A 22001-nucleotide genomic window follows, 5' to 3' on the forward strand; every position below is an offset into this window, starting at 1 on the left:
GGACTGCTCGTCTGACCGGGTCCGACGCATACTAAGCGGTCGCTTGCTATTCAGGGAACCGTCAGGCGCATCACGGCTGCCGGGGCCGGGCCCGAACGTGCATCCGTTCGCCCTGCGGCCCGAACAGGCTCAGGAACTCCACCGGCCCCTCCCCCGTCGACCCGAACCAGTGCGGTACCCGGGTGTCGAACTCGGCGGCCTCGCCCGCCGTGAGGACCACGTCGTGTTCGCCCAGCACCAGGCGCAGCCGCCCGGAGAGCACGTACAGCCACTCGTAGCCCTCGTGGGTGCGCGGATCCGGCTCCTCCTTGCGCTGCGGTTCCAGGATCTTGAACGCCTGGAGCCCGCCGGGCTGCCGGGTCAGCGGCCAGTGGGTGCGTCCGTGGCGCACGATCGGCTTGAACCGCACCCGCGGGTCCCCCACCGGCGGCGCGCCGACCAGTTCATCCAGCGGCACCTGATGGGCCTGGGCGATCGGGAGCAGGAGTTCCAGGCTCGGCCTGCGCAGGCCCGACTCCAGCCGGGACAGGGTGCTGACAGAGATCCCGGTCGCCTCCGACAGCGCGGCGAGGGTCACCTCCCGCTGCTGGCGGATGCGTCGCAGCCGGGGGCCCACTTCCGCCAGTACCTCATCGGTCGTCATGGCCCTCATTGCAGAATCGGCAAACGGGTTTGTCAATACCGCCATGCATGGGCGACCGTCGGCCGCGGAGGTGGTCACCATGACCGAGAGGTACGAAGTCGTCGTGATCGGAGGCGGGGCGGCCGGGCTGTCCGCCGCGCTCGTCCTGGGCCGCGCCCGGCTGCGCACACTGGTCGTCGACGCGGGCGAGCCCCGCAACGCGTCCGCGGCGCACATGCGGGGCTATCTGTCCCGGGACGGCATGTCCCCGGCCGAGTTCCTGGCCGTCGGGCGTGAGGAGATCGCCCGTTACGGCGTGGAGCTGGTCCGGGACCGTGCGGTGGACGCCGGCCGGGACGGGGAGGACGGGGACTTCACCGTGGCCCTGGCGAGCGGCCGGGCCGTACGGGCACGGCAGCTGGTGGTGGCCACCGGCCTGAAGGACGAACTCCCGCCCGTCCCGGGCCTTGCCGAGCGGTTCGGCCGGGACGTGCTGCACTGCCCCTACTGCCATGGCTGGGAGGTCCGCGACCGGCCGACGGGCGTGCTCGCCACCTCCCCGCTGAGCGTGCACCAGGCCCTGATGGTCACCCGGTGGTCGAAGGACGTGCGTCTCTTCCTGCACCGGGTCCACCCGGGCGAGCTGACGGACGACGACCTGCGCCGGCTGGCCGCCGCCCGCGTCCCCGTCGTTCCCGGCGAGGTGGCGGAGCTTGTCGTGGAGGCGGACCGGCTCACCGGGATCCGGCTCGCTGGGGGTGCCCCCTCTGGGGGAGGCGCGGTCCACGACCGCGAGGTGCTGTACGCCGCCCCGCGCGCCGTTCCGCAGGGCGACCTGTTCGTACGGCTGGGCGCGAAGCTGCGCGAGACCCCCTTCGGCAGCTACCCGGTGATCGACGAACGGGGTCTGACGAGCGTGCCCGGACTGTGGGCGGCCGGCAACGCGAGCGGGTCCGCCGAGCAGGTGGTGAACGCGGCCAGCCGGGGCTACCGCGCCGGAGCGGCGATCAACGCGGAGCTGCTCCTCGCCGACCTCGACGCGGCCGTCCGGGTGTAGAGCGCGCACCCTCGGTGCACCATGACTGCATGCTGCTGTCCCGGCTCGCCGAAGTGTCACGGGAGGTCGCCGCCACGGCGGCCCGGTCCCGTAAGACGGCGCTGCTCGCGGAGCTGTTCCGGGACGCGGAGGCGGACGACGTGCCGGTCGTCATCCCGTATCTGGCCGGACGGATCCCGCAGGGGCGGCTCGGGATCGGCTGGAAGGTGCTGAGCCGCCCGGTGCGGCCGGCCTCCGAGCCCTCGCTCACCGTGCGGGAGGCCGACGCGCGCCTGGCCGAGCTGGGCAAGGTGTCCGGGCCCGGTTCCCAGGCGGAGCGGGCCCGGCTCGTCGGGGAGCTGATGGGCGCGGCCACCGAGGCGGAGCAGCGCTTCCTGCGCGGTCTGCTCACCGGCGAGGTGCGCCAGGGCGCCCTGGACGCGGTCGCCGTGGAGGGGCTCGCCCGGGCGACCGGCGCGGATCCGGCGGAGGTACGCCGGGCGGTGATGCTCGCCGGGTCGCTGCAGGCGGTGGCCGAAGCCCTGCTCGCCGACGGGCCCGGCGCGCTGGAGCGCTTCCGGCTCACGGTCGGCCGCCCGGTGCTGCCGATGCTGGCGCACAGTGCCTCCTCGGTCGCCGAGGCGGTCGAGAAGCTGGGTGCGTGCGCGGTGGAGGAGAAGCTGGACGGCATCCGGGTCCAGGTCCACCGGGACGGCGAGACCGTACGGGTCCACACCCGCACGCTGGACGACATCACCGAGCGGCTTCCCGAAGTGACCGCCGCGGCCCTGGGGTTGGCGGGCGAGCGGTTCATCCTCGACGGCGAGGTGATCTCCTTCGACGCCGCCGGGCGCCCGCGCTCCTTCCAGGAGACGGCGGGCCGGGTCGGCTCCCGGACGGACGTGGCGAGGGCCGCCGGCCAGGTACCGGTCTCCCCCGTCTTCTTCGACGCCCTGTCGGTCGACGGCCGTGACCTGCTCGACCTGCCCTTCGCCGAACGGCACGCCGCACTGGCCCGGCTGGTGCCGGAGCCTATGCGGGTGCGCCGGACGGTGGTGTCCGGCCCACGGGAGGTCGCCGAGGCGGAACGGTTCCTCGCCGACTCCCTGGCCCGCGGCCACGAGGGCGTGGTCGTCAAGGCACTGGACGCCCCCTACAGCGCGGGCCGGCGCGGCGCCGCCTGGCTGAAGGTCAAGCCCGTGCACACCCTCGACCTCGTCGTGCTGGCTGCCGAGTGGGGCCACGGCCGGCGCACCGGCAGGCTGTCCAACCTGCATCTCGGCGCCCGCAACCCGGACGGCACGTTCGCGATGCTCGGCAAGACCTTCAAGGGCATGACGGACGCGATGCTCGCCTGGCAGACGCACAAGCTCCAGGAGCTGGCCGTCGAGGACAACGGCTGGGTGGTCACCGTACGCCCCGAACTCGTCGTGGAGATCGCCTACGACGGCCTGCAGCGCTCCACCCGCTACCCGGCCGGGGTCACCCTCCGCTTCGCCCGCGTGGTCCGCTACCGCGAGGACAAGCGCCCCGAGGAGGCGGATACGGTCCAGGCTCTGCTCGCGGCCCACCCGGAGGCCGGGCCATGACGGTGAGGACGACCAAGCGCAGCGCGGGACTGCTGCTGTTCCGGCGCACCGACGAAGGGCTGGAGGTGTTGCTGGGGCATATGGGCGGTCCGTTCTTCGCCAGGAAGGACGCGGGCGCGTGGACCGTGCCCAAGGGCGAGTACCAGCCGGACGAGCCCGCCCGGGAGGCGGCCCGGCGGGAGTTCCGCGAGGAGCTGGGGGTGGAGCCGCCCGACGGTGAGGCCCTGCCGCTCGGCGAGGTCGTGCAGCGGGGCGGCAAGGTCGTGACGGCGTGGGCGGTCGAGGGTGATCTCGACCCGGAGACGATCACCCCGGGCACCTTCGCCATGGAGTGGCCCCCGAGGTCAGGGCGGATGCGGGAGTTCCCCGAGCTGGACCGCGTGGCGTGGTTCGGCCTCGCCCCGGCCCGCGAGGTGATCATTTCGGCTCAGGCCGCGTTTCTCGACCGACTGGAGGAGCACTCGGGCTGAAGGGACGCTCACGCGTTGCGCACGGCACGGGTGCGCGCGAAGGTCGAAGCAAGCCCGCTCCCAGGGAGGCCAGCCATGCCCATCGCGACGGTGAACCCGGCGAACGGCGAGACGCTCAAGACGTACGAGCCCATGGGCGAGGAGGAGCTGGAACGCCGGCTCCAGCTCGCCGAGGCCACCTTCCGCACGTACCGGACGACGTCCTTCGCCGAGCGCGCCCGGCTGCTGAACAAGGCCGCCGGCCTGCTGCAGGAGGACCAGGCGGAGATCGGCCGGGTCATGACCACGGAGATGGGCAAGCCGATCAAACAGGCCCGCGCCGAGGCCGCCAAGTGCGCCAGGGCGATGCGCTGGTACGCCGAGCGGGCCGAGTCGCTGCTGGCCGACGAGGAGCCCGCCGAGTCGGACGTACGGGACTCGGGCGCGTCCCGCGTGCGCGTCGTCTACCGGCCGCTGGGACCCGTGCTCGCGGTCATGCCGTGGAACTTCCCCCTCTGGCAGGTGATCCGCTTCGCCGCGCCCGCCTTGATGGCCGGCAACGTCGGTCTGCTCAAACACGCCTCGAACGTCCCGCAGACGGCCCTGTACCTGGAGGACCTGTTCCACCGGGCGGGCTTCACGGAGGGATGCTTCCAGACCCTGCTGATCGGCGCGGGCGCGGTCGAGGACATCCTGCACGACGAGCGCGTGAAGGCCGCGACCCTCACCGGCAGCGAGCCCGCGGGCCGCGCGGTCGCCTCCACCGCCGGGCAGATGATCAAGAAGACGGTGCTGGAGCTGGGCGGCAGCGACCCGTTCGTGGTCATGCCCTCCGCCGACATCGACCGCGCTGCGCAGGTCGCGGTGACCGCGCGGGTGCAGAACAACGGGCAGTCCTGCATCGCCGCCAAGCGGTTCATCGTGCACAGCGACGTGTACGACGCCTTCACCGAGAGGTTCGTCGCGGGCATGACGGCGCTCAGGATGGGCGACCCCCTGGAGGAGGACACGGAGATCGGGCCGCTCGCCAGCGAGCGGGGACGGTTGGACCTGGAGGAACTGGTGGACGACGCCAGGCGCGGCGGCGCCCGGGTGCTGTGCGGCGGCGAACGTCCGCAGGGGCCGGGGTGGTACTACCCGCCGACCGTGCTCGCCGGGGTCACCCGCGAGATGCGCCTACACCGCGAGGAGGCGTTCGGACCGGTCGCCACGGTGTACCGGGCCGGGGACCTGGACGAGGCCGTACTGATCGCCAACGACAGCCCGTTCGGGCTGAGTTCGAACGTGTGGACCCGTGAGGAGGACGAGGCGGAGCGCTTCGCCCGCGACCTGGAGGCCGGTGCCGTGTACGTCAACGGCATGACCGCCTCCCACCCGGCGTTCCCGTTCGGCGGTGTGAAGAGGTCGGGCTACGGGCGTGAGCTGTCCGGGCACGGAATCCGGGAGTTCTGCAACATCACCACGGTTTGGCAGGGTGTGTGAGCACCGCACGACTACCATCCCCTTCTGTGAACCGCGAACTGACCCTGCCACTGATCGTCGACGACCGCGGGACCTTGCAGGTGGCCGCGGCCGACGTGAGCAAGTTGCTGCGGACGGTGGGCGGGCGGTGGCTCCGTCTGGTCGAGTCCGGGGAGCAACGGCTCGACGAGGACACCGTGGCCGCCCTGACGATCGAGCTGGCCAAGCTCGCGGACCGCATCGACGTCGCATGCATCGCACACAGCAGCGGAGCGCCGTAGCGGGGCGGCCACCCCTTACCCTTCATCACCGGTTCGGAGTAGTCCGGCGCGAGATCGTCGCCCCGTCGGGTGAACCTGAGTGGACCACCTTCTGACCGGCGGGCACAGGCCTGCCGGAAGGCGAAAGCAGGGACGCTCATGGCGACTTTGTGCAGACCTTCGGTGTCGGTCCCGGAACACGTGATCACGATGGAGGAGACGCTGGAGCTGGCGCGCTCCCGCCACGCGGACCACCCCCAACTGCCTCTGGCACTGAGGCTGATCGAGAACACCGGTGTTCGCACGCGGCACATCGTGCAGCCCATCGAGGAGACCCTGAAGCATCCCGGCTTCGAGGACCGCAACAAGCTGTACGAGGCCGAGGCCAAGGCCCGGGTCCCCGCGGTGATCCAGCGGGCGCTGGACGACGCCGAACTCCTGACCTCCGACATCGATGTGATCATCTACGTGTCGTGCACGGGGTTCATGATGCCCTCGCTGACCGCGTGGCTGATCAACGAGATGGACTTCGACACCACTACCCGTCAGCTGCCCATAGCCCAGCTGGGCTGTGCGGCCGGCGGCGCGGCGATCAACCGGGCCCATGACTTCTGCACGGCCTACCCGAACGGCAACGCGCTCATCGTGGCCTGCGAGTTCTGCTCGCTGTGCTACCAGCCCACCGACCTCGGCATCGGCTCGCTGCTCTCCAACGGTCTCTTCGGTGACGGCATCGCCGCCGCCGTGGTGCGCGGCCATGGCGGCACGGGCGTCCACCTGGAACGCAACGGCTCGTACCTGATCCCGAAGACCGAGGAGTGGATCGCGTACGACGTCCGGGCGACCGGGTTCCACTTCCTGCTGGACAAGCGGGTGCCCACGACCATGGAGCCGCTCGCACCGGCCCTGACGGACCTGGCCGGCACCCACGGCTGGGACGCGTCCGACCTGGACTTCTACATCATCCACGCGGGCGGGCCCCGAATACTCGACGACCTGAGCAAGTTCCTCCGGGTCGACCCGCACGCGTTCCGGTTCAGCCGGGCGACGCTGACCGAGTACGGCAACATCGCGAGCGCCGTCGTCCTGGACGCACTGCGCCGCCTGTTCGACGAAGGCGGCGCCGAGGACCGGGCGCGGGGACTGCTCGCCGGATTCGGTCCCGGTATCACCGCCGAGATGACGGTGGGCCGCTGGACCTCGGCGGACGGAGCCAGGCGATGACCGACGACACGCTCACCGAGATCCTGCCCCCGGTCCGGCACTGGCCGGCGCTCGACCTGACCGGGACGGACTTCGACCCGGTGCTGACCGAGCTGATGCGCGAGGGACCGGTCACCCGCATCCAGCTGCCCAACGGCGAGGGCTGGGCGTGGCTGGTGACCCGGTACGACGACGTGCGCATGGTGACCAACGACCCCCGCTTCAGCCGTGAGGCGGTCATGGGCAGGCAGGTCACCCGGCTCGCCCCGCACTTCATCCCGGACCGGGGCGCGGTCGGCTTCCTCGACCCGCCCGACCACACCCGGCTGCGCCGCTCGGTGGCCGCCGCGTTCACCGCGAAGGGCGTGGAACGCGTCCGGGAGAAGGCGCGCGGAATGCTGGACGAGCTGGTGGACGAACTCCTCCAGGACGGCCCGCCGGCCGACCTCACGGCGACGGTCCTCGGGCCGTTCCCCATCGCGGTGATCTGCGAACTGATGGGCGTACCGGCCGCGGACCGGCACGTCATGCACACCTGGACCCAGCTGATCCTGTCCTCCTCCCACGGCAAGGAGATCAGCGAGAAGGCCAAGCGCGAGATGAGCGCCTACTTCTCGGACCTGATCGGGCGGCGCGAGGGCAGCACGGACGAGGACGTCACCTCGCTGCTCGGCGCCGCCGTGGGCCGGGGCGAGGTCACCCTGGACGAGGCGGTCGGCCTCGCCGTGCTCCTCCAGATCGGCGGCGAGGCGGTCACCAACAACAGCGGGCAGATGTTCTACCTCCTGCTGACCCGCCCCGACCTGACCGAACGGCTGCGCGCCGAGCCGGAGATCCGCCCGCGGGCGATCGACGAACTGCTGCGCTACATACCGCACCGCAACGCGGTCGGCCTGTCCCGGATCGCCCTGGAGGACGTCGAGATCAAAGGCGTACGCATCCGGGCCGGCGACCCGGTCTACGTCTCCTACCTGGCCGCCAACCGCGACCCGGACGTCTTCCCCGACCCTGAGCGGATCGACTTCTCCCGTACCTGCAACCCGCACGTGGCGTTCGGCTTCGGCCCGCACTACTGCCCGGGCGGCATGCTGGCCCGGCTGGAGTCGGAGCTGCTGGTGGACACCCTCCTGGACCGGGTGCCGAGGCTGCGGCTGGCCGTGACGCCGAGGCAGGTGCCCTTCCGGAAGGGCGCGTTGATCCGGGGGCCCGAGGCCCTGCCGGTGACCTGGTGAGCGGGCCATGACGGAGACCGAGGGACTGCTCGTGCCGCCCGGGCACGGCCGCGTCGTCGAGACGCCGGCCCAGCGCGTGACGTTCAAGGTCACCGGCACCCACTCGCGGATGGCCTCCACCTTCGAGGTGGAGGTCCCGCCGGGATTCGACGTCGGCGCACATGTGCACACGCGAAGCGAGGAGTTGTTCTACGTCCTCGAAGGCGAGCTGGACGTGCTCGCCTTCGAGCCCCGCGTTCGCACACCGGAGAACTGGCAGAGCTGGGAGTCGGGTTCGGGCAACCGGGTGGTCCGGGCGGCGCCCGGCACGGTGATCGTCGTACCACCGGGCTGCCCCCACGCGTTCGCGAACCCGACGGACCGGTCCGCGAGGATGCTCTTCCAGGCGTCTCCCCCGCCGGACCACGAGCGCTATTTCGAGGAACTGCTGGAGATCCTGCGGGACGGCGGCCCGCCGGACCAGGAGGCGATCGAGGAGCTACGCGCCAAGTACGACATCGAGCAGCTGACTCCGCTGAGGCACGGCGCTACCGGATGGGCATCCCGGCCAGGGTCCGCGCGATGACCAGCCGCTGGATCTCGCTCGTGCCCTCGAAGATCGTGTAGATCGCGCTGTCGCGGTGCATCCGCTCGACCGGGTACTCCCGGGTGTACCCGTTGCCGCCGAGGATCTGGATGGCCTGCGCGGTCACCTTCTTCGCGGTCTCGCTCGCGAACAGCTTCGACATCGACCCCTCGGCCGCGGTGAACGGCTTGCCGTTGACCGCCATCCAGGAGGCGCGCCACACGAGCAGACGGGCGGCGTCGATCTGCGTCCGCATGTCGGCGAGCTGGAAGGCCACGCCCTGGTTGTCGATGATCGGCCGGCCGAACTGCTCACGGGTGCCGGCGTAGTCGAGAGCGACCTCGTAGGCGGCACGAGCGGTGCCGACCGCCATCGCGCCCACGGCCGGCCGCGAGGCCTCGAACGTGGCCATCGCCGCGTTCTTCACGCGCTCGCCGCCCGCCTTCGCCGTCTCGCGGGCGCGGGCGAGGCGCTCGTCCAGCTTCTCCTTGCCGCCGAGCAGGCAGGAGCCGGGGACGCGGACGTCGTCGAGGATGACCTCGGCGGTGTGCGAGGCGCGGATGCCGTGCTTCTTGAACTTCTGCCCCTGGGCGAGGCCCGGCGTGCCCGGCGGGACGATGAAGGAGGCGTGGCCCTTGGATCCCAGCTCCGGGTCGACGACGGCGACGACGACGTGGACGCCCGCGATGCCGCCGTTGGTCGCCCAGGTCTTGGTGCCGTTGATCACCCACTCGTCCTTGGCCTCGTCGTACACCGCACGCGTGCGCATGGAGGCCACGTCGGAGCCGGCGTCGGGCTCGGAGGAGCAGAACGCGGCCACCTTGACGTCGCTCGCGTCGCCGTACATCTGAGGGATCCAGGTGCCGATCTGTTCCTCGGTTCCGTTGGCGAGCACGCCCACGGCGGCGAGGCCGGTGCCCACGATGGACAGGGCGATGCCCGCGTCACCCCAGAACAGTTCCTCCATGGCCATCGGAATACCGAGACCGGTGGGGTCGAAGTACTGCTGCGCGTAGAAGTCGAGGGAGTAGATGCCGACCTTGGCCGCCTCCTGGATGACCGGCCAGGGAGTCTCCTCGCGCTCGTCCCACTCGGCGGCGGCGGGGCGGATCACATCGGCGGCGAAGCCATGGAGCCAGTCCCGGACCTCCTTCTGTTCGTCGTTCAGCTCCATGGTGAACTCGGCCATGTCCCCTCCAGCGGCAGTACGGTGTTACTAGCGGTAACTGGAGTGTGTTACCGACCGGTAGGAGAAGTCAACTCCCGCTGACGCCCCGCGTGCCCGGCATCCCGTTCGATGTCAGGCACCCGGTCAGTGTTACTTTGCGCAGGCGTCACCGAAACAGCACGGGTGGGGAGAGCACATGAACACCACACAGCGGACCGACCAGCAGCGGTCCGCGGACCGCCGACGGCGCGAGCTACTGGAGGCCGCCGACCGGGTGGTGCTGCGCGACGGCCCGCAGGCTTCGATGAACGCGATCGCGGCGGAGGCCGGCATCACCAAGCCGATCCTCTACCGGCACTTCGGGGACAAGGGCGGGCTTTACGCGGCCTTGGCCAAGCGGCACACGGACGCCCTGCTGGACTCGCTGCGGGCGGCGCTGGACGCGCCGGCCGAGCGACGCGAGCGCGTGGAGTCCACGCTGGACACCTACCTCGCGGCGATCGAGGCCCGCCCCCAGGTCTACCGCTTCCTGATGCACCCGGCGGAGGGGTCCCAGAGCGACCAGGGCTTCGACGTCGGCAAGCACAGCGCGCCGCTGCTGCGCAGGATGGGCGAGGAGCTGGCCCGGGTCATCGAGGAGCGGGTCGATCTGGGACCGGGCAGCCAGCAGCTGGCCCGGGTGTGGGGGCACGGCATCGTCGGGATGATGCACGCGGCCGGGGACTGGTGGCTGGGCGAACGGCCCTGTTCCCGGGCCGAGTTGGTGCGGTCCCTGGCCGACCTGCTGTGGGGTCGTCTCGCGGCGGCCGGGGACCGGGTGGGCGGCCCGGGGTTCTGATCCTTCAGCGGCGCCACGAGGCCCGGCCGACCTGCCTGAGCAGTCTGCGCCTGCGCCAGCCCCTGAGATGGTCGGCGTAGACCGTGCCGTCCAGATGGTCGCACTCGTGCTGCAGGCACCTCGCGAAGAAACCCGTGCCGTGCACGGTGACCGGCTCCCCCGTCATCGTGACGCCCTCGACCACCGCGTGGTCGTAGCGCTCGGTCCCCGCCTCCAGTCCCGGCAGCGAGAGACAGCCCTCCGGGCCGCGGATCACCACACCGTCCGCGTCCACCAGGCGGGGGTTCACCACGTGTCCGAGGTGCCGTACGTCCTCGTCGTCCGGGCAGTCGTACACGAACACCCGCAGCGGCACCCCGATCTGGTTCGCGGCCAGGCCCACCCCCCGCGCCGCGTACATCGTGGCGAACAGGTCCTCCACGAGTACCGCCAGATCGCTGCCGAAATCGGTGACTTCCCGGCATTGCTCGCGCAGTGGGGCGTCGCCGAGCAGGGTGAGAGGCCGGACGCGCCCGCGGGCGCCCGGAATGGAACCGTGTCGCATGGGCGCAAGGGTACGGTTCCCTCGGCACACGCCCGTCGCGCGAGGCTGGGCCGGGATTCGGGTGTGTGAGCGGATCTCGATAGGCTGAGGCCCACACCACGTTGCCGGATGGCCCAAGGCGCGGCGCGTACGCAAGGAGGATCGAGAACTGATGGCAGGCAACTCGGACCCGCTCAACGCGCGGGCCAAGCTGGCCGTGACCGCCGGCAAGGCGGTCGCTGCGGCGTCTCGCGCAGCGGGACGGGGCAGCGGGTCGGTGATCGGCGGCCGGGTCGCGCTCAGACTCGACCCCGATCTCCTCGGACGGCTCGCCCAGAACCTGGACGTCGTCCTGGTGTCCGCCACCAACGGCAAGACCACCACCACCCGGCTCATCGCGGAGGCGCTGCGCGCCGCGGGCCCGGTCGTGTCGAACGCGCTCGGCGCCAACATGCCGGCCGGTATCACCTCTGCGCTCGCGGGCGGCTCGGACGCGAAGTTCGGCGTCATCGAGGTCGACGAGAAGTACCTGGCCGGAGTGGCCCGGGACACCGACCCGAAGTGCATCGCCCTGCTCAACCTCTCCCGCGACCAGCTCGACCGCGCCGCCGAGACCCGGATGCTCGCCGAGAACTGGCGCGAGGGCCTGTCCGGGTCGAAGGCCGTCATCGTCGCCAACTGCGACGACCCGCTCGTGGTGTGGGCCGCCTCCTCCTCCCCGAACGTGATCTGGGTCGCGGCCGGGCAGATGTGGCAGGAGGACGCATGGTCCTGCCCGTCGTGCGGCGGCGTGATGCAGCGCCCCGGCGACGACTGGTTCTGCGGTGAGTGCGGCTTCCGCCGGCCGACGCCGAGCTGGGCGCTGTCCGGGGACCACGTCCTCGACCCGCACGGCTCGGCCTGGCCCATCCACCTCCAGCTGCCGGGCCGGGCCAACAAGGCGAACGCGGCCAGCTCCGCGGCCGTCGCCGCCGTCTTCGGGGTGCCGCCGCAGGTCGCCCTGGAGCGGATGTACCAGGTGCAGGCCGTGGCCGGACGGTACGACGTGGTCCAGTTCCTGGAGCGGGACCTGCGGCTGCTGCTGGCCAAGAACCCGGCCGGCTGGCTGGAGACGTTCTCCCTGATCGACCCGCCGCCCACCCCGGTGATCCTGTCCGTGAACGCGCGCTCCGCCGACGGCACCGACACCTCCTGGCTGTGGGACGTCGACTACACGCGGCTGACCGGCCACCCGATCTTCGTCATCGGCGACCGGAAGCTGGACCTCGCCGTCCGTCTGGAGGTCGCGAACCAGCACTTCCAGGTCTGCGACAACCTCGACCAGGCCGTCCAGCAGGCCCCGCCTGGCCGCATCGAGGTCATCGCGAACTACACCGCGTTCCAGGACCTGCGCCGCCGCGTCGGCAACTGATCTTCGAAGGGCGATCACCTCATGAGCGACAACCAACTGCGGCTGGTGTGGATCTACCCGGACCTGCTGAGCACCTACGGCGACCAGGGCAACGCGCTCGTCGTGGAGCGCCGGGCCCGGCAGCGCGGACTGGACGTGGCCCGGCTGGACGTGCGCAGCGACCAGCCCATCCCGACCTCCGGCGACATCTACCTGATCGGCGGCGGCGAGGACCGGCCGCAGCGGCTCGCGGCCGAGCGGCTGCGCCGCGACGGCCATCTGCACCGGGCGGTGGAGAACGGCGCGATCGTCTTCTCCGTCTGCGCCGGCTACCAGATCCTCGGCCACGAGTTCATCAACGACCTCGGCCAGCGCGAGCCGGGCCTCGGCCTGCTCGACGTGGTGTCGGTGCGCGGCGAGGGCGAGCGGTGCGTCGGCGACGTCCTCGCGGACATCGACCAGCGGCTCGGCCTGCCCCAGCTCACCGGCTTCGAGAACCACCAGGGCGTCACCCATCTCGGCCCCACCGCCCGTCCCTTCGCCCAGGTCCGCATGGGCCGGGGCAACGGCACCGGGGACGGCACGGAGGGCGCGTACAACGGGACGGTCTTCGGCACGTACATGCACGGGCCGGTACTCGCCCGCAACCCGCAGATCGCCGACCTGCTGCTGAAGCTGGCGCTCGACGTCAACGCGCTGCCGCCGATCGACGACCGCTGGTACGAAGCACTCCGCGACGAGCGCATCGCGGCCGCGCAGCAGTCCGCCTAGGGTTTCTCCAAGGGTGCTGAAGGGCCCTTCCAGCGCCCCCCGGCACGCTCGTGGCGGGCCCGCCTGACGGTACGTCCGCTCACATGTGCGGGCGCGTCCAGCAGGCGGACGCCCGCTACGGAGCCACCCCCTCGCGCCGGTAGGGTGGACGGGAATCCGCCGGACGACGTGGTCCGGTTTCCCGGCCCACGTTGAGAAGGTATTTCGGGCTATGCGCATTGGTGTCCTCACGTCAGGCGGCGACTGCCCCGGCCTGAACGCCGTCATCCGGTCCGTCGTGCACCGTGCCGTCGCCGACCACGGCGACGAGGTCATCGGTTTCCGGGACGGCTGGAAAGGCCTCCTGGAGTGCGACTACGTGAAGCTCGGCCTCGATGCCGTGGGCGGCATCCTGGCGCGCGGCGGCACCATCCTCGGCTCCTCCCGGGTCCAGCCCTCGCACCTGCGCGACGGTGTGGAGCGGGCCAGGGGGCACGTCGCGGAGCTGGGCCTGGACGCCATCATCCCGATCGGCGGCGAGGGCACGCTGAAGGCGGCCCGGCTGATGTCGGACAACGGCCTGCCCGTCGTCGGCGTCCCGAAGACCATCGACAACGACATCGCCGTCACGGACGTCACCTTCGGCTTCGACACGGCGGTGGGCGTCGCCACCGAGGCGCTGGACCGGCTGAAGACCACCGCCGAGTCCCACCAGCGCGTGCTGGTCGTGGAGGTCATGGGCCGGCACACCGGCTGGATCGCGCTGCACTCCGGTATGGCGGCCGGCGCCCACGCCATCGTCGTACCGGAACGGCCCTTCGACATCGAGGAGCTGACGAGGAAGGTCGGCGAGCGGTTCGAGGCGGGCAAGCGGTTCGCCATCGTGGTCGCCGCGGAGGGTGCCAAGCCTCGGCCCGGCTCCATGGAGTTCGACGAGGGCGGCAAGGACATCTACGGGCACGAGCGCTTCGCGGGCATCGCCCGGCAGCTGTCGGTCGAGCTGGAGCAGCGGCTCGGCAAGGAGGCGCGGCCGGTGATCCTGGGCCATGTGCAGCGGGGAGGAACGCCGACGGCGTACGACCGGGTGCTGGCCACGCGTTTCGGCTGGCACGCGGTGGAGGCCGTGCACCGCGGGGAGTTCGGGATGATGACGGCTCTGCGGGGGACCGACATCGTGATGGTGTCGCTGGCGGAGGCGGTGCAGACGCTGAAGACGGTTCCCTCCGAGCGGTACGACGAAGCGGAGTGCGTCCTGTAGTCCCCCCGGGAACAACCCGCCCCCGGTCACAGCCGTGACCGGGGGCGGTTCTACTCTTGGGGCGGACAGATTTGCACAACCCCCACGAATCAGGAGCGCCGCATGGATCACAGCGGGCACGGCATGACGATGGATCTGCCGCCGTTCACGCTGGGGCGGGGGCTTGAGTGGTCCGCCGATCCCTTCTTCCTCCTCGCCTGCCTGCTGGGGCTCGGTCTGTACGGGTGGGGGGTCGTGCGGCTGCGGCAGCGCGGGGACGCATGGCCGGCCGGCCGCACCGTGTCGTACGTCGCCGGCGTGCTGACCATCGGGCTGGTGATGTGCACCAAGCTGAACGACTACGGGATGGTCATGTTCAGCGTGCACATGGTGCAGCACATGGTGATCAGCATGCTGTCGCCGATCCTGATCCTCCTGGGCGCCCCGGTCACGCTGGCGCTGCGCGCGCTGCCGGCCGCCGGCAAGGGCCGCAAGGGGCCGCGCGAACTGCTGCTGGCGCTGCTGCACAGCCACTACATGCGGTTCGTCACCCACCCGGGGTTCACGATCCCGATGTTCATCGCGAGCCTGTACGCGCTGTACTTCACCCCACTGTTCGACTTCCTGATGGGCTCGAAGGCCGGGCACGTCGCGATGATGGTGCACTTCCTCGCGGTCGGTGTCGTGTTCTTCTGGCCGATCATCGGCGTCGACCCCGGTCCGCGCCGGCCGGGTCACCTGATGCGGATGCTGGAGCTGTTCGCCGGCATGCCGTTCCACGCGTTCTTCGGCATCGCGCTGATGATGGCGTCGACGCCGATGGTGGAGACGTTCAAGAACCCCCCCGCCTCGCTCGGCATCGAGGCCCTGTCCGACCAGAGCGCGGCCGGCGGCATCGCCTGGGCGTTCAGCGAGGTCCCGTCCGTGCTGGTGCTGATAGCGCTGCTGTTCCAGTGGCACGGCTCCGATCAGCGCCAGGCCAAGCGCAAGGACCGGGCCGCCGACCGGGACGGCGACAAGGAGCTGGAGGCGTACAACGCCTACCTCGCCTCCCTGAACACGCGCCAGAGCTAGCTCGCGCAAACGCGCCAAAGCCGGCCGGAGCCGTCCCGTCCGCGCGGGGACCGGGGCACCATGGTGGAGGACGGACCACGAGGAGGGTGTCTTCATGCCCGGTTCCACGCACGGTTCCACGCACGGTTCCACCAAGGCCATGGGGGCGATGACCGTCGGCGGGCTCGTCGTCGTCACGGCGTACACGGTCACGCTCGGCAGCAACGGCTGGCTGTGGTTCGGGTGGGCGGTGCTGGGGCTGCTGACCCTTGCGATGATCCTCACCCAGTCGTAAAGGCCGCTGGTCAAGGCCGCTGTAGCGGGCAGGGCTTACAGTGCCCGCATGAGCAGCAGGACCCCCTCGTTCGACGATCTCGACCGGAAGATCATCACCGCGCTGATGGCGAACGCCCGGACCAGCTTCGCCGAGATCGGCGCGGCGATCGGGCTGTCGTCCACCGCGGTCAAGCGGCGTGTCGACCGCCTCCGGGAGACCGGCGTGATCACGGGGTTCACCGCGACGGTCAAACCCTCCGCGCTCGGCTGGCGCACGGAGGCGTACGTGGAGGTGTACTGCGAGGGCGCGGCCCCGCCGCGACGGCTTGCGGAGGTCGTGCGCAACCATCCGGAGATCACGGCGGCCATGACGGTGACCGGGGGCGCGGATGCCCTGCTGCACGTGCGGGCACGGGACGTGGAGCACTTCGAGGAGGTGCTGGAACGGATCCGCGTCGAACCCTTCATCCGGAAGACGATCAGCGTGATGGTGCTTTCCCATCTGCTCCCGGAGAGTCCCGAGGCGGGCGCCACCCAGGCTGCTCCCCCGTGATCGGGCTCTCAAACCTCGACCGGCGCATTGATCATGCGTCCTGCCTGCGGAGAACGCAGCGATGCTGCGTATGCACGCAGCTTTGATCGCTTGTCGTCGTCGTCCTCCGATTCCTACCGTGGTGCCATCCCCAGTGACACACAGGAACCGGAGGGAACCCTCTGTGCCCGACAGTCGTGTGCCGCGCGCTCGGCGCTTTCTCGTCTGCGAACCCAGACACTTCGCCGTGCAGTACGCGATCAACCCCTGGATGCACCCCGACATCCCCGTCGACGTGGACCTGGCCCAGGAGCAGTGGCAGGCGCTGATCCGCGCCTACCGCGCTCACGGTCACACCGTGGAGACGGTCGATCCGGTCCCGGGCCTGCCCGACATGGTCTTCGCCGCGAACGCGGCGTTCGTGGTCGGCGGCCGGGTCTTCGGCTCCCTGTTCCACGCGCCGGAGCGGCGCCCCGAGTCGATCCACTACGACACCTGGTTCAAGGCGTCGGGTTACGACGTCCACCGCCCGGAGTCGGTCTCCGAGGGCGAGGGCGACCTGGTGTGGACGGGCCGGTACGTGCTGGCCGGCACCGGCTTCCGCACCACCCGCGACGCACACCGGGAGGTGCAGGAGTTCCTCGGCCACCCGGTGATCGGCCTGACGCTGGTCGACCCGCACTTCTACCACCTCGACACGGCGCTGTTCGTCCTCGACGACGACAACATCGCGTACTACCCGGAGGCGTTCTCGCCGGGCAGCCGGGAGGTGCTGGAGCGCCTGTACCCGGACGCGGTGCTCGCCACCCGCGACGACGCGATGGCGTTCGGCCTGAACTCGGTGTCCGACGGCCGGCACGTCTTCATCGCCCCCCGGGCCGAGGCGCTGGCCGGGCGCCTGGCCGACCACGGTTACGTCCCCGTCCCCGTCGACCTGTCCGAGTTCCACAAGGCCGGCGGAGGCATCAAGTGCTGCACCCAGGAGATCCGCTCATGACCGCGCCCGCCCGCACCCGTTCCTCCGCCGACCTCATCCGGGCGGAGGAGCCGGTCCTCGCACACAACTACCACCCGCTGCCCGTGGTCGTCGCGCGCGCCGAGGGCACCTGGGTGGAGGATGTGGAGGGCCGCCGCTACCTCGACATGCTGGCCGGCTACTCCGCGCTCAACTTCGGGCACCGGCACCCGGCACTGATCGAGGCCGCGCACCGCCAGCTCGACCGGCTCACCCTGACCTCGCGGGCCTTCCACAACGACCGGCTCGCCGAGTTCGCCGAGCGGCTCGCGGAACTGACCGGCCTCGACATGGTGCTGCCGATGAACACCGGCGCCGAGGCGGTGGAGAGCGGCATCAAGGTGGCCCGCAAGTGGGCGTACGACGTCAAGGGCGTCCCCGCCGACCAGGCGACGATCGTGGTCGCGGCGGAGAACTTCCACGGCCGTACGACGACGATCGTCAGCTTCTCCACGGACGAGACCGCCCGCACCGGCTTCGGTCCGTTCACCCCCGGCTTCCGGATCGTGCCGTACAACGACCTGGCCGCGCTGGAGGCGGCGGTCGACGAGACGACGGCGGCGGTGCTGATCGAGCCCATCCAGGGCGAGGCCGGCGTCATCATCCCGGACGACGGCTACCTCGCCGGGGTCCGGGAGCTGACCCGCCGCAAGGGCTGCCTGTTCATCGCGGACGAGATCCAGTCCGGCCTCGGCCGCACCGGCCGCACCCTCGCCGTCGAGCACGAGGACGTCGTCCCGGACGTGCTGCTGCTCGGCAAGGCGCTGGGCGGCGGCATCGTGCCGGTGTCGGCAGTGGTGGGCCGGCGCGAGGTGCTGGGCGTGCTGCACCCCGGTGAGCACGGCTCCACGTTCGGCGGCAACCCGCTCGCGGCGGCCGTCGGCACGGCGGTGATCGAGCTGCTCGAGACCGGTGAGTTCCAGCGCCGGGCGGCCGAACTGGGCGAGATCCTGCGGGACGGACTCGCCGAGCTGGTGGGCCGGGGCGTGACCGGCTTCCGCGCGCGCGGCCTGTGGGCGGGCGTCGACGTCGACCCGGCCCTCGGCACCGGCCGGGAGATCAGCGAGCGCCTGATGCGGGAGGGGATCCTCGTGAAGGACACCCACGGCTCCACGATCCGGCTGGCACCCCCGCTGACCATCACGGCCGAGGAGCTGCGCTCCGCGCTGGCCGCGCTGGAGAAGGTGCTGGGCCAGGGCGTCTGACACGATGGCGGGGGCCGGACGCGCCGGTCCCCGCCTCGCGGCCGGCCCCCCTCACGCCGGGCGGCCTTCTGAGCGGCTCATGGGGGCCGGGCCGAGAATCTCTCGCCGCAGATCCTGGCCGGCCTGTGAGCGGTCAGGGGTTCAGGAGGGTCTTGATCATGCCGTCCTCCTTGGCCTGGAACATGGCGTAGGCCTTCGGCGCGTCCTCCAGCGGCATGGCATGCGTCTTGAAGGTGTCGACGCCGAGCGGGTCCTCGTCCGTGAGCAGGGGCAGGATGTCGTCCACCCACCGCCAGACGTTCGCCTGGCCCATGCGGAACTGGATCTGCTTGTCGAACATCGTCAGCAACGGCATGGGGCTGACCGCTCCGCCGTAGACACCGGACACGGAAATCGTGCCGCCCCTGCGTACGAGGTCGATGGCCGCGTGCAGGGCGCCGAGCCGGTCCACGCCCGCCTTCTCCATGAGCGGCTGGGCCACGCCGTCGGGGAGGTGCCCCACGAGCCACTGGGCCGCCTTGGCGATGGTGGCGCCGTGGGCCTCCATACCGACCGCCTCGATGACGGCATCGGTTCCGCGCCCCTCGGTGAGTTCCCGTACGGCCTTGCCCACGTCCTTGCCGTCACCGCGGATGTCCAGGGTGGTCACGCCGCGTGCTCGGGCGCGTGCCAGGCGTTCGTCCACGAGGTCGATGCCGATGACGAGACGGGCTCCGCGGTGCTGGGCGATGCGTGTGGCCATGTCACCGATGGGCCCGAGCCCCAGCACGGCCACCGTCCCTCCCGGGGGGATGCCGGCGTACTCGACCGCCTGCCAGGCGGTGGGCAGCACGTCGGACAGGTACACGTACCGGTCGTCCGGCGTGCCGTGCGGCACCTTGATAGGCAGCCTGTCCCCGAACGGCACGCGCAGGAACTCCGCCTGGCCGCCCGGCACCTGTCCGTAAAGCTTCGTGTAGCCGAACAGCGAGGCACCCGTGCCGTACTCGTGGACCTGGGTCGTCTCGCACTGCGAGTGCAGGCCCTGGTCGCACATGAAGCAGTCGCGGCAGCAGACGTTGAACGGGATGACCACACGGTCACCCGGCGCGAGAGTGCGCACCTGCGGCCCGGTCTCCTCGACGACCCCCATGGGTTCGTGGCCGAGAATGTCACCGGGCTCCAGGAAGGGCCCCAGCAGTTCGTAGAGGTGCAGGTCGGATCCGCAGATGCCGCAGGACGTGATCCGCACGACGATGTCGTCCGGCTTCTCGATCTTCGGGTCGGGAACGGTCTCCACCCGTACGTCCCGCTTTCCCTGCCATGTCAGTGCGCGCATCGTCCGGCTCCTCGGTTCGCGGCGTGCCCGGTCGCCCCTTCCCGTCAGGACAGGCCGGTTCCACCACCCCCGAGTCCCCTGCCGCCGCACGTCCGACACCAGCAGCGGGCTCCGTCCGAGCCGACGCAGCGTCTGCGCCGTGCGGACGCAACGTCTTCAAAATTCCGTACGCCGGTTTGCGGTCGCTGCACTCGTGAAACCCGTTCTACGCCGAGGGGACCTCCGACAGCCGTCCAGCACAGCCGGTCCACGTCCCTTCAGGACACGAAGGGCGGAGATCATGAACGCCAAAGGCGCACACGGAGACCACGGCCCCCGACGGTCGGGCCGGACGGCTCCTGAGAGCGGCGGCACGGCGGACGTGCCCGCCACCCCGGTCGAAGGCCTGTCCGTGCCGGGGGACGCCACTCCGGCCCCCGGTGCGACCCCTCCCGCCGAATCCGGGATGTCCGGCCTGGGCGCCCCGGAACGCGAGGCGCTGCGCAGAGGCTGGGCGGTGGCGCCGCTCATGCTGATCTGGATCGTCGTCCTGCTCGTCGTCATCGGCCTGGTGGCGATGGTGGTGGTGCTGATCACCGGCTGAGCGGCACGGCTGTCAGGCAGCTGTGCGCAGGGCCTCCCGCCAGCGCACGTCGCCGCCCTGCACGGCGCCCTCCTTCGCCAGCGGCGACACGGGCACCGTGAGCCTGCGCGCCCACAGGACGCGTCCGGCCGCGATCGTGCCGGCGATGAGCAGACCGCCGGCGACCAGGGTGCCACGCGCTCCGGCCAGCCCCATGAGGAGGCCGAGGGCCGGCGGCCCGCCGAGGCTCCACACCGTGCCGATGCTGCTCCAGACGCCGAGCACCCGGCCCCGCAGGTGTGCGGGCGGGTCGGTCTGCAGTACCGCCGTACCCGCGGTGTCGGAGACGGACTCGACGACGGCCATGGGCAGGACGAGCATCAGCAGGACGGCCAGCGACGGCGACAGCCCGGCCACCACCTGGAGCAGCCCGCCCGCCGCGGCCAGGGTGCCGACGAGCCGGACCGAGGGCCGGCGCATCCGGGCGCCGAGGACCGCACCGAGCGCGCCGCCCACGGCCAGGACGCTGGAGACGGTGCCGAACGCCCCCGCGCCGCCCGCGAGCGGCCCGGTGACGAGGACGGCCAGGGTGAGTCCGTAGTTGCGGCCGAAGACGGAGCTGATCCCGGTGACGCAGGCGAGCGCGACCAGCCGGGGCCGGCGCGCGAAGTAGGCGAGCCCCTCGCGCACGGACATGTCGGGCGCGGGCGTGTCGGCGGACACGGCAGGGGTGGCGTCGGCCGGGGCGCCCTGCGGGAAGGCGCCGGACGCCGGGCGGAGGAACGGTACGACCGAGGCGACGAACAGGAACGACACCCCGTTGGCGAGGTATGCCGCGGCCGTGCCGAGGAAGCCGACGGTCACGCCGGCCAGAGCGGTGCCGAGGAGCCGGCCGGAGCTGTGCACCAGCGCGCCGACGCCGATGGCCGAGGGAATGTCCTCCACGGGCACGAGATCGTTGCCCAGCAGGGCACAGGCCGGCCCGTCGACGGTCGCGATGATGCCGGTCACGGCGGCGAGCACGAGCAGGGACGTCAGATCGAGCCGGCCGAGCGCCACCAGCACGGCCGTCGCGAGGGCCACCGCGCCGAGCAGGGCCTGACTGACGGCGACCGTCAGCCGACGCGGCCACCGGTCGACGGCGGCGCCCCCGAGAAGGCTCATGAGCAGAGCGGGCGCGGCCTGCACGGACATGGACAGGCCGGTTGCGGCGGCCGATCCGGTGATGTGCAGGACGAGCAGGTTCTGCACCGTGAGCTGCATCCAGGTGCCGACGTTCGACACCAGGTTGGCGACCGACCACCATCGCATGCCGCGATGCCTCAGCGACCGCCAGGGCGAACGCGAGGGGCTGGTGGACGGCCGGTCGGCCGATTCGGGCGAGGACAGGACAGCGGAAGCAGAGGAAGACACAGTGGCGGCACTCGACAGCAACAGGAGTCAGCGGCGGACACGGGACCGAGGAGCCCGCGGCGCTGTCGCTGCAGCGTCCACCGAGTCGGTCACGGCTCGACCATCGTGGCAGACCGGACAGCCGAGCGGCGGGACCGGGCGTCGTCCGGGCCTGCGGACGGCCGCCAAGAGACCTTCTCCCACTGGCACTTGGGGCCTGAGTGTGGTTGCTCACAGGCGTGAGCCCAGCAGCGTTCGGGAACTGAAGCCGGCACGCCGGCCGGGGCCGCGGCGAAGAGGCAGGAGTTGCGAGCCGATCAGGCGA

At 71.3% G+C, this 22001-nt stretch carries 23 protein-coding genes; 18 read left to right on the forward strand and 5 right to left on the reverse strand.

What is annotated here, in order from left to right; translation table 11 throughout:
* Positions 1 to 70: 70 nt before the first annotated feature.
* Entirely contained in the window at positions 71 to 643 is a 573-nt protein-coding gene (locus tag K7G59_RS29060; RefSeq protein ID WP_225839404.1) for a helix-turn-helix domain-containing protein, read from the reverse strand.
* A 79-nt stretch (positions 644 to 722) separates the two neighbouring features.
* Between K7G59_RS29060 and K7G59_RS29065 the strand changes: the two genes are divergently transcribed.
* The 8 genes from K7G59_RS29065 to K7G59_RS29100 all read left to right on the forward strand — a co-directional run bounded on the left by K7G59_RS29065 (position 723) and on the right by K7G59_RS29100 (position 8417).
* On the forward strand, positions 723 to 1679 hold the full coding sequence (locus K7G59_RS29065; protein ID WP_225839406.1) for an NAD(P)/FAD-dependent oxidoreductase: 957 nt from the start codon (positions 723 to 725) through the stop codon (positions 1677 to 1679).
* A gap of 29 nt (positions 1680 to 1708) precedes the next feature.
* Entirely contained in the window at positions 1709 to 3247 is a 1539-nt protein-coding gene (locus K7G59_RS29070; protein ID WP_225839408.1) for an ATP-dependent DNA ligase, read from the forward strand.
* Complete coding sequence (locus K7G59_RS29075; protein WP_225839410.1) at positions 3244 to 3717, forward strand: NUDIX domain-containing protein; 474 nt, start codon at positions 3244 to 3246, stop codon at positions 3715 to 3717. Before K7G59_RS29070 ends, K7G59_RS29075 begins: the two co-directional genes overlap by 4 nt.
* 75 nt (positions 3718 to 3792) lie before the next feature.
* Positions 3793 to 5178 carry an NADP-dependent succinic semialdehyde dehydrogenase gene (locus K7G59_RS29080; RefSeq protein WP_225839412.1) on the forward strand — a complete coding sequence of 462 codons (1386 nt, stop codon included), beginning with the start codon at positions 3793 to 3795 and terminating at the stop codon, positions 5176 to 5178.
* A 26-nt stretch (positions 5179 to 5204) separates the two neighbouring features.
* Positions 5205 to 5438, forward strand: a complete 234-nt coding sequence (locus tag K7G59_RS29085; RefSeq protein ID WP_225839415.1) for a DUF6213 family protein — start codon at positions 5205 to 5207, stop codon at positions 5436 to 5438.
* 69 nt (positions 5439 to 5507) lie between these two features.
* On the forward strand, positions 5508 to 6641 hold the full coding sequence (locus tag K7G59_RS29090; protein ID WP_225839417.1) for a type III polyketide synthase: 1134 nt from the start codon (positions 5508 to 5510) through the stop codon (positions 6639 to 6641).
* Positions 6638 to 7852, forward strand: a complete 1215-nt coding sequence (locus K7G59_RS29095) for a cytochrome P450 (RefSeq protein ID WP_225839419.1) — start codon at positions 6638 to 6640, stop codon at positions 7850 to 7852. Before K7G59_RS29090 ends, K7G59_RS29095 begins: the two co-directional genes overlap by 4 nt.
* A 7-nt stretch (positions 7853 to 7859) precedes the next feature.
* Positions 7860 to 8417: a cupin domain-containing protein gene (locus K7G59_RS29100; protein WP_225839421.1), complete on the forward strand. Its 558-nt coding sequence runs from the start codon at positions 7860 to 7862 to the stop codon at positions 8415 to 8417.
* On the opposite strand, the gene K7G59_RS29105 is transcribed toward K7G59_RS29100, so the two are convergent.
* On the reverse strand, positions 8380 to 9606 hold the full coding sequence (locus K7G59_RS29105) for an acyl-CoA dehydrogenase family protein (RefSeq protein WP_225839423.1): 1227 nt from the start codon (positions 9604 to 9606) through the stop codon (positions 8380 to 8382). The genes K7G59_RS29100 and K7G59_RS29105 overlap by 38 nt on opposite strands.
* A gap of 175 nt (positions 9607 to 9781) precedes the next feature.
* On the opposite strand from K7G59_RS29105, the gene K7G59_RS29110 reads away from it, so the two are divergent.
* Positions 9782 to 10423, forward strand: coding sequence for a TetR family transcriptional regulator (locus K7G59_RS29110; protein ID WP_225839425.1), 642 nt, complete (start codon positions 9782 to 9784; stop codon positions 10421 to 10423).
* Between the two features lie 4 nt (positions 10424 to 10427).
* Here K7G59_RS29110 and def read toward each other — a convergent pair whose 3' ends face one another.
* Entirely contained in the window at positions 10428 to 10967 is a 540-nt protein-coding gene (gene def, locus K7G59_RS29115) for a peptide deformylase (RefSeq protein WP_225839427.1), read from the reverse strand.
* Between the two features lie 151 nt (positions 10968 to 11118).
* On the opposite strand from def, the gene K7G59_RS29120 reads away from it, so the two are divergent.
* The 8 genes from K7G59_RS29120 to rocD all read left to right on the forward strand — a co-directional run bounded on the left by K7G59_RS29120 (position 11119) and on the right by rocD (position 18404).
* Positions 11119 to 12357: a MurT ligase domain-containing protein gene (locus K7G59_RS29120; RefSeq protein WP_225839429.1), complete on the forward strand. Its 1239-nt coding sequence runs from the start codon at positions 11119 to 11121 to the stop codon at positions 12355 to 12357.
* Positions 12358 to 12378: 21 nt separating this feature from the next.
* On the forward strand, positions 12379 to 13107 hold the full coding sequence (locus K7G59_RS29125; RefSeq protein ID WP_225839432.1) for a type 1 glutamine amidotransferase: 729 nt from the start codon (positions 12379 to 12381) through the stop codon (positions 13105 to 13107).
* A gap of 211 nt (positions 13108 to 13318) precedes the next feature.
* Positions 13319 to 14344, forward strand: coding sequence for a 6-phosphofructokinase (locus tag K7G59_RS29130; protein ID WP_225839434.1), 1026 nt, complete (start codon positions 13319 to 13321; stop codon positions 14342 to 14344).
* 102 nt (positions 14345 to 14446) lie between these two features.
* Positions 14447 to 15397: a cytochrome c oxidase assembly protein gene (locus tag K7G59_RS29135; RefSeq protein WP_225839436.1), complete on the forward strand. Its 951-nt coding sequence runs from the start codon at positions 14447 to 14449 to the stop codon at positions 15395 to 15397.
* A gap of 94 nt (positions 15398 to 15491) precedes the next feature.
* Positions 15492 to 15671 carry a hypothetical protein gene (locus K7G59_RS29140; RefSeq protein ID WP_225839438.1) on the forward strand — a complete coding sequence of 60 codons (180 nt, stop codon included), beginning with the start codon at positions 15492 to 15494 and terminating at the stop codon, positions 15669 to 15671.
* Between the two features lie 48 nt (positions 15672 to 15719).
* Positions 15720 to 16205 carry an Lrp/AsnC family transcriptional regulator gene (locus K7G59_RS29145; protein ID WP_225839440.1) on the forward strand — a complete coding sequence of 162 codons (486 nt, stop codon included), beginning with the start codon at positions 15720 to 15722 and terminating at the stop codon, positions 16203 to 16205.
* 163 nt (positions 16206 to 16368) lie between these two features.
* Positions 16369 to 17181 (forward strand): dimethylargininase, encoded by an 813-nt coding sequence (gene ddaH / locus K7G59_RS29150; RefSeq protein ID WP_225839442.1) that lies wholly within the window; start codon positions 16369 to 16371, stop codon positions 17179 to 17181.
* On the forward strand, positions 17178 to 18404 hold the full coding sequence (gene rocD, locus K7G59_RS29155; RefSeq protein WP_225839444.1) for an ornithine--oxo-acid transaminase: 1227 nt from the start codon (positions 17178 to 17180) through the stop codon (positions 18402 to 18404). Before ddaH ends, rocD begins: the two co-directional genes overlap by 4 nt.
* 133 nt (positions 18405 to 18537) lie before the next feature.
* On the opposite strand, the gene K7G59_RS29160 is transcribed toward rocD, so the two are convergent.
* On the reverse strand, positions 18538 to 19722 hold the full coding sequence (locus K7G59_RS29160) for an alcohol dehydrogenase catalytic domain-containing protein (protein ID WP_225839446.1): 1185 nt from the start codon (positions 19720 to 19722) through the stop codon (positions 18538 to 18540).
* Between the two features lie 280 nt (positions 19723 to 20002).
* Between K7G59_RS29160 and K7G59_RS29165 the strand changes: the two genes are divergently transcribed.
* Entirely contained in the window at positions 20003 to 20305 is a 303-nt protein-coding gene (locus tag K7G59_RS29165) for a DUF6480 family protein (protein WP_225839448.1), read from the forward strand.
* Positions 20306 to 20317: 12 nt separating this feature from the next.
* On the opposite strand, the gene K7G59_RS29170 is transcribed toward K7G59_RS29165, so the two are convergent.
* The gene (locus K7G59_RS29170) at positions 20318 to 21595 is read right to left on the reverse strand and encodes an MFS transporter (RefSeq protein ID WP_374114303.1); all 1278 of its coding nucleotides are present in this window, start codon (positions 21593 to 21595) and stop codon (positions 20318 to 20320) included.
* Between the last annotated feature and the right edge of the window lie 406 nt (positions 21596 to 22001).

The sequence above is a fragment of the Streptomyces sp. NK08204 genome (assembly GCF_020400585.1).
Lineage (GTDB): Bacteria > Actinomycetota > Actinomycetes > Streptomycetales > Streptomycetaceae > Streptomyces.